At 71.7% G+C, this 5,984-nt stretch carries 7 protein-coding genes; 4 read left to right on the top strand and 3 right to left on the bottom strand.

Going from position 1 to position 5,984, the window contains the following annotated elements:
• Together JWQ91_RS09455 and JWQ91_RS09450 are read right to left on the bottom strand one after the other, a co-directional pair.
• A partial coding sequence (locus tag JWQ91_RS09455; protein WP_297782820.1) for an ABC transporter permease subunit occupies positions 1-797 on the bottom strand: 797 nt, incomplete at its 3' end.
• Positions 794-1,723, bottom strand: coding sequence for an ATP-binding cassette domain-containing protein (locus JWQ91_RS09450; RefSeq protein ID WP_297782819.1), 930 nt, complete (start codon positions 1,721-1,723; stop codon positions 794-796). The genes JWQ91_RS09450 and JWQ91_RS09455, both read right to left, overlap by 4 nt.
• A 129-nt stretch (positions 1,724-1,852) precedes the next feature.
• Between JWQ91_RS09450 and JWQ91_RS09445 the strand changes: the two genes are divergently transcribed.
• Together JWQ91_RS09445 and JWQ91_RS09440 are read left to right on the top strand one after the other, a co-directional pair.
• Entirely contained in the window at positions 1,853-3,064 is a 1,212-nt protein-coding gene (locus tag JWQ91_RS09445) for an AGE family epimerase/isomerase (protein WP_297782818.1), read from the top strand.
• On the top strand, positions 3,061-3,951 hold the full coding sequence (locus JWQ91_RS09440; protein ID WP_297782817.1) for a carbohydrate kinase: 891 nt from the start codon (positions 3,061-3,063) through the stop codon (positions 3,949-3,951). The genes JWQ91_RS09445 and JWQ91_RS09440 overlap by 4 nt, the downstream gene beginning before the upstream one ends.
• An 86-nt stretch (positions 3,952-4,037) precedes the next feature.
• Here JWQ91_RS09440 and dcd read toward each other — a convergent pair whose 3' ends face one another.
• Positions 4,038-4,613, bottom strand: coding sequence for a dCTP deaminase (gene dcd, locus JWQ91_RS09435; RefSeq protein ID WP_297782816.1), 576 nt, complete (start codon positions 4,611-4,613; stop codon positions 4,038-4,040).
• Positions 4,614-4,652: 39 nt separating this feature from the next.
• Here dcd and JWQ91_RS09430 point away from each other — a divergent pair, with 39 nt between their 5' ends.
• Entirely contained in the window at positions 4,653-5,204 is a 552-nt protein-coding gene (locus tag JWQ91_RS09430; RefSeq protein ID WP_297782814.1) for a dihydrofolate reductase family protein, read from the top strand.
• Positions 5,205-5,276: 72 nt separating this feature from the next.
• Positions 5,277-5,984: response regulator transcription factor (locus JWQ91_RS09425; RefSeq protein WP_297782812.1), on the top strand; the 708-nt coding region annotated here is incomplete at its 3' end.

The following is a 5,984-nucleotide window of genomic DNA, read 5'->3' as shown; positions in this document are numbered from 1 at the left end:
AGCAAGGCGTACGCCAGGGCGACCAGCACCGCGGTCTCCAGGGCGAACACCCCGAAGCCGGTCCACGCCCCGAGCAGGTCGGGGTTGAACGAGACCGGGGTGGCGACCTCGCCGCCGGCGTTGCCGGGCATGAGCTTGGTGACCCAGTCCCCGAACGAGCCGGGGATCAGCAGCACCATGTTGCCGAGCACGAACACGACCGCCAGGACGATCGAGATCGCCGCCGCCGTGTGCCGGACCAGGAAGCCGACCGCCATCGAGAAGATCGCGAGACCGGCGAGGAACAACCCGCTGCCGTACATCGCACGGGCGACGTCGCCCTCCATCGCCAGGCCGATGCCCTCACGGTCGAGGAACGCGTGGCCACCGACATAGCCGAGCAGGGCCGTCGCGGTGCCGGTCACGAACATCACGGCCGAGACGACGAGCGCCTTGGCGGCCAGCACCCTGCCACGGACGGGAGTCGCCGCGAGCGTCGTGCGGATCATCCCGGTGCCGTACTCCGAGGTCACGGTCAGCACGCCGATGATGACGGCGCAGACCTGGGCGATCATCATGCCCCAGGTGATGAACGAGCCGGGTGACTCGTCCGCGTCCTTGCTGGCCAGCCACTCGGCGTTGCCCCAGCAGATGAGGGTCGTGAGACCCGCGCCGAGGACGACGAGGCCGGCGATGGTCCACCACGACGAGCGCACGGACCACAGCTTGATCCACTCGGCGCGCAGGACCTTGCCGAAGCCGGCCCGCGGCACCACGGTGTCGCGCCCGGTCGAGGTGGTCACGGTCTCGGTGCTCATCGTCGTCCTGCCTTGATCTCGTCGGCGGCCTTGGCGTGGTACTCCACGCGGTCGGCCGTGAGGGTCATGAACGCGTCCTCGAGCGAGGAGCGCACGAGGGTCAGCTCGTGGAGCAGCAGCCCGTGGCCGCCGACCAGCTCACCGATCGCGGGGGCGTCGAGCCCCTGGACCCGCAGCTCGTCGCCGGCCCGGACGACCTCGAGCCCGCGGCCGACGAGGAGCGCCTCGACGTCCGTGGACCGCGGCGCCTTCACGCGGACGTACGACGCGGCGTGATCGGCCATGAACCGCTGCATCGAGCAGTCGGCGAGGATCGAGCCGGCCCCGATGACGATCAGGTGGTCGGCCATCAGCGCCATCTCCGACATCAGGTGGCTGGAGATGAACACCGTGCGGCCCTCGGACGCCAGCTCGCGGGCGAGCTCGCGGACCCAGCGGATGCCCTCGGGATCCAGGCCGTTGACCGGCTCGTCGAGGATCACGACCGGCGGGTCGCCGATCAGCGCCGAGGCGATCCCGAGCCGCTGCCCCATGCCGAGGGAGAACCGGCCGGCCCGCTGACCCGCGACGGAGTCGAGGCCGACCTGCTCCAGCACCTCCCCGACCCGGGTCGTCGGGATGCCGTTGCTGGCGGCGAGCCAGCGGAGGTGGTCGCGCGCCGAGCGCCCGGGGTGGATCGCGTGCGCCTCGAGCAGCGCGCCGACCTCGCGGAGCGGGGCGGGCGAGGCGGCGTACCGGTGGCCGTTGACCGTCACCGATCCCTGCGTGGGGGCGTCGAGCCCCAGCGCCATCCGCATCGTGGTCGACTTGCCGGCGCCGTTGGGGCCGAGGAAGCCGGTGACCCGGCCCGGCTCGACCGTGAAGTCGACGCCCTTGACCGCGGTCCGGTCGCCGAATGCCTTGGTGAGTCCCTGGGCGCGGATCATGCGTCTCGCCGCCCGTCGTTGAGTGAAGTGGTCATGCACCCACTGTCGCGCCGGTGCGGGGGCCGGGGCATCGGGGAACCACCCCTGACCGTCCCTGAGTGCACCCTGACCCGTGGGTACGGTGGACACATGAGCGACGACGCGCCAGGCAGCGCGAGCTGGCGGCACACCGTGCGCACCCGTCTCCTGGCGTTCGCCCGCCGGTCGGTGCGACCCGAGGGCGGCTTCGTCTGGCTGGACGACGAGGGCGAGCGCGACCCGGACAAGAAGCTCGAGCTGTGGATCAACGCCCGGATGACGTACGTCTTCGCGCTCGCGCACATCGGCGGCTCCGAGGACAGCCTGCGACTCGCGGAGCACGGCGTCACGGCGCTCAGGACGCTGTTCCACGACGACGAGCACGGCGGCTGGTTCGACGTGGTCGACGAGGACGGTACCCCCGAGGTCACGACGAAGGGCTGTTATGGCCACGCCTTCGTGCTGCTCGCCGCCGCGACGGCGACGGCCGCCGGTGCGCAGGGGGCCCAGGCGCTGCTCGACGAGGCCGCGGACGTGCACGGGCGCCGGTTCTGGGACGGGGAGGCCGGACGGTGCGTCGAGGAGATCAGCGCCGACTGGTCCGAGATCGACCTCTATCGCGGGGCCAACAGCAACATGCACACCGTCGAGGCCTATCTCGTGACCGCCGACGTGACGGGCGACGCCGTGTGGCGTCAGCGCGCCCTGGCGATCTGCGAGCGGATCATCGGCATCCACGCCCGCGCGCACGACTGGCGCATCCCGGAGCACTACGACGCCGACTGGACGCCGATCCTGAGCTACAACGACGAGAGCCCGGCCGATCCGTTCCGCCCCTACGGCGCGACGCCGGGGCACGCGTTCGAGTGGTCGCGCCTGCTGGAGCAGCTCGCGGCGAGCCTCGAGGAGCCCCGGCCCTGGATCCGGGAGGCCGCCGAGGCTTTGTTCGCCCGCGCGGTCGACGACACCGTCGACGACGACACCCCCGGACTGCCCTACACGACCAACTGGTTCGGCGAGCCCGCCGTCCAAGAGCGGTTCCACTGGGTCATCGCCGAGGCCGTGCTGGCCGCCGAGGCACTGCACATCGCCACGGGCCACGCCCTCTATGCGGGGCTCGCGAGACGGTGGTGGTCCGAGATCGCGGAGCACTTCGTCGACGACACGACGGGGTCGTGGCACCACGAGCTCACGGTGGGGATGCGCCCCTCGACCCGCACGTGGCGGGGCAAGCCCGACGCCTATCACGCGTTCAACGCCCTGACCTTCCCCGATCTGCCGCTCGCGCCGAGCGCGCCCCTCACCATCGGCGCCGCCCGGTGACGGTCCTCGTGATCGGCGAGGCGCTGGTCGACGTCGTCCGCCGGGCCGGCCGGGAGCCCGAGCCCCACGCCGGCGGCTCACCGTTCAACGTCGCGGTCGGGCTCGCCCGGCTCGACGTCGCGACCGAGCTCGCCGCGCAGGTGGGCCCCGATGCGTACGGCGACCTGCTCTGCTCGCACCTGGCCGGCTCCGACGTCGTGCTCGAACGGCTCGACCCCACGCCCGAGCACACCTCGACGGCGGAGGCGACGATCGCCGAGGACGGCGGCGCGACGTACGTCTTCGACCTGACCTGGGACCCCGCGGCGCTGCCCGACCCGGCCGCGTTCGACGCGATCCACGTCGGCTCCCTCGGCACGGCGCTCGAGCCCGGGGCGTCGCTCGTCGCGGAGCTCGTGATCAGCGCCGACGCGCTGGGGATCCCTGTGTCGTACGACCCCAACGTCCGTCTCGCGGTCGAGCGGGACCCGGCGGTGTGGCAGCGGGTCTTCGCCGCGATCGCGCCGTATGCGTCGATCCTCAAGATGAGCGACGAGGACGCCGCCGTCCTGTTCCCCGGCGAGGCGCCGGCCGACCTGGTGCGCCGGCTCGCGGCGGACCGCGGCATCGTCGCGATCACGTGCGGCGGCGACGGGGCGCACATCGCGGCCGGCAGACATCACGCCTCCGTCCCGCCGGCCGACGTCCGCGTCGTCGACACGATCGGCGCCGGCGACTCGTTCATGGCGGCGATGCTCGCGTGGTGCGCGACGTACGACTGGCCGGGTGCCGACGAGCTCGACGGCACCGAGCTGACCGACCTCGCGATGTACGCCTCCAGCGCCGCCGCGATCACGTGCTCACGACCCGGGGCGGACCCGCCGCGCACGCGCGACCTCACCCCCTGACGGGCCCGCCGCGCCAGGATGTCGGCACTTCCGGGTCATTCATCGCCCGAGAGTGACCCAAAGGTGCCGACATCCCGGGTCGGGGCTCAGATCTCCGAGCGGTGGAAGTTGGCGTGCGAGCGGGACGCCGTCGGGCCGCGCTGGCCCTGGTAGCGGGAGCCGTACTTCGCCGATCCGTACGGGTTCTCCGCCGGGGACGTCAGCCGGAAGTAGCAGACCTGGCCGATCTTCATGCCGGGGTAGAGCTTGATTGGCAGCGTCGCGACATTTGCGAGCTCGAGCGTCACGTGCCCCGAGAAACCGGGGTCGATGAAGCCCGCCGTCGAGTGCGTCATCAGCCCGAGCCGGCCCAGCGAGGACTTGCCCTCGAGGCGGGCGGCGATGTCGTCGGGGAGGGTGACGAGCTCGTACGTCGAGCCGAGCACGAACTCGCCGGGGTGCAGGATGAACGCGTCGTCGCCCTCGACCTCGACCTCGCGGGTCAGGTCGGACTGGTCCGCCGCCGGGTCGATGTGCGGGTACTTGTGGTTGTCGAACACCCGGAAGAATTTGTCGAGCCGCACGTCGATGCTCGAGGGCTGGATCATGCTGGGCTCGAACGGGTCGAGGGCCACGCGTCCGGCGTCGATCTCGGCAAGGATGTCGCGGTCTGAGAGGAGCACATGTAGAAACTAACGCATCCGCGGGGATACGGTCCCACCATGGGACGGCTCGTGCACTCCACCAACATCTCCCTGGACGGCTGCATCGCCGACCGGAAGGGCAGCTTCGACTGGTCGGAGCCCGACCCGACGGTCCACATGGCCATCAACGACCTCGTCCGGCCGATGGGCACCCACCTCTACGGTCGCCGGTTGTACGACTTCATGGCCGTGTGGGAGACGCTCGACGACGACGCACCCGAGACGCGCGACTTCGGGCAGCTCTGGCGCGCGACCGACAAGGTCGTCTACTCCCGCACCCTGGAGGAGCCGATCAGCTCGCGGACCCGGATCGAGCACGACTTCGACCCCGCGACGGTGCGCGCCTTCGTCGACGCGTCGGACACGGACGTCCTCATCGGCGGTGCCGAGCTGACCGGGCAGGCGCTCGCGGCCGGGATCGTCGACGAGATCCATGCCTTCGTCTACCCCGTCATCGTCGGTGGCGGACCCCGGTGGCTGCCCGACGGCGTACGGCTCGACCTGGAGCTCGTCGCCGTGGACCGGTTCGCGGGCGGCGTCGTCCACCTGCACTACCGGGTCGTGCGATGACCGGGCGTCCCGTCGACGTGAACCGTCGACGGCGGGCTGCGAACCCCGGGCGTGCCTGACAAGGTGGGGAGCATGGCACTCGGAGACCGCCCCCACGTGCTCGTGATCGAGGACGACCCCGCGATCTGCGACGTGCTGCAGCGCCATCTCGAGGAGGACGCGTACGACGTCACCGTCGTGGCGGACGGTCCGGCGGGGCTCTCCGCGGCCCGTGACCTCGAGCCGGACCTGATCGTGCTCGACGCCGAGCTACCCCGGGTCAGTGGTCTCGACGTCTGCCAGCAGCTGCGGCAGACCGACGGGCCGGCGGTCCCGATCATCCTGCTGACGACAGCCGCGGCCTACGGTCACGACCTCGCGCACTCGGCCAGCGGCGCCGACGACTACGTCGCCAAGCCGTTCAACGCCGCGGAGCTGACCCTGCGCGTGGGCTCGGTGCTCCGCCGCAGCCTCGTCCCGCTCGGTCCGCGTCCCGTCGCCGGGCTGCTGATGGACGGCGACCTGACCCTCAACCCGGTCTCCCGCGAGGCCCTGCAGGACGGCGCGCGGCTGCCGCTGACGACGCGGGAGTTCGACCTGCTCCACTTCCTGCTGCGCCACCCGCGCCGGGTCTTCAGCGACGACGACCTGCTGACGCAGGTGTGGGGCTGGGACTACCGCGACCGGTCGACCGTCGCGGTGCACGTCGACCGAGTGCGTCACCACGTCGAGGCCGACCCGGCCATGCCGAGCCGCCTGGTCACGGTCGACGACGGCGGCTACCGCTGGGACCCGGCACCG

The organism is Aeromicrobium sp., from assembly GCF_025965075.1.
Taxonomy (GTDB): domain Bacteria; phylum Actinomycetota; class Actinomycetes; order Propionibacteriales; family Nocardioidaceae; genus Aeromicrobium.
Note: the sequence above shows the minus strand (reverse complement) of the source record. Positions and strands in the feature narration are given on the sequence as shown.

What these genes read in the sequence shown, in the direction of transcription:
- JWQ91_RS09445 (WP_297782818.1), top strand. Translation starts at nt 1,853, where the DNA reads ATGAGCGACGACGCGCCAGGCAGCGCGAGCTGGCGGCACACCGTGCGC.
- JWQ91_RS09430 (WP_297782814.1), top strand. Translation starts at nt 4,653, where the DNA reads ATGGGACGGCTCGTGCACTCCACCAACATCTCCCTGGACGGCTGCATC.
- JWQ91_RS09450 (WP_297782819.1), bottom strand. Translation starts at nt 1,723, where the DNA reads ATGATCCGCGCCCAGGGACTCACCAAGGCATTCGGCGACCGGACCGCG.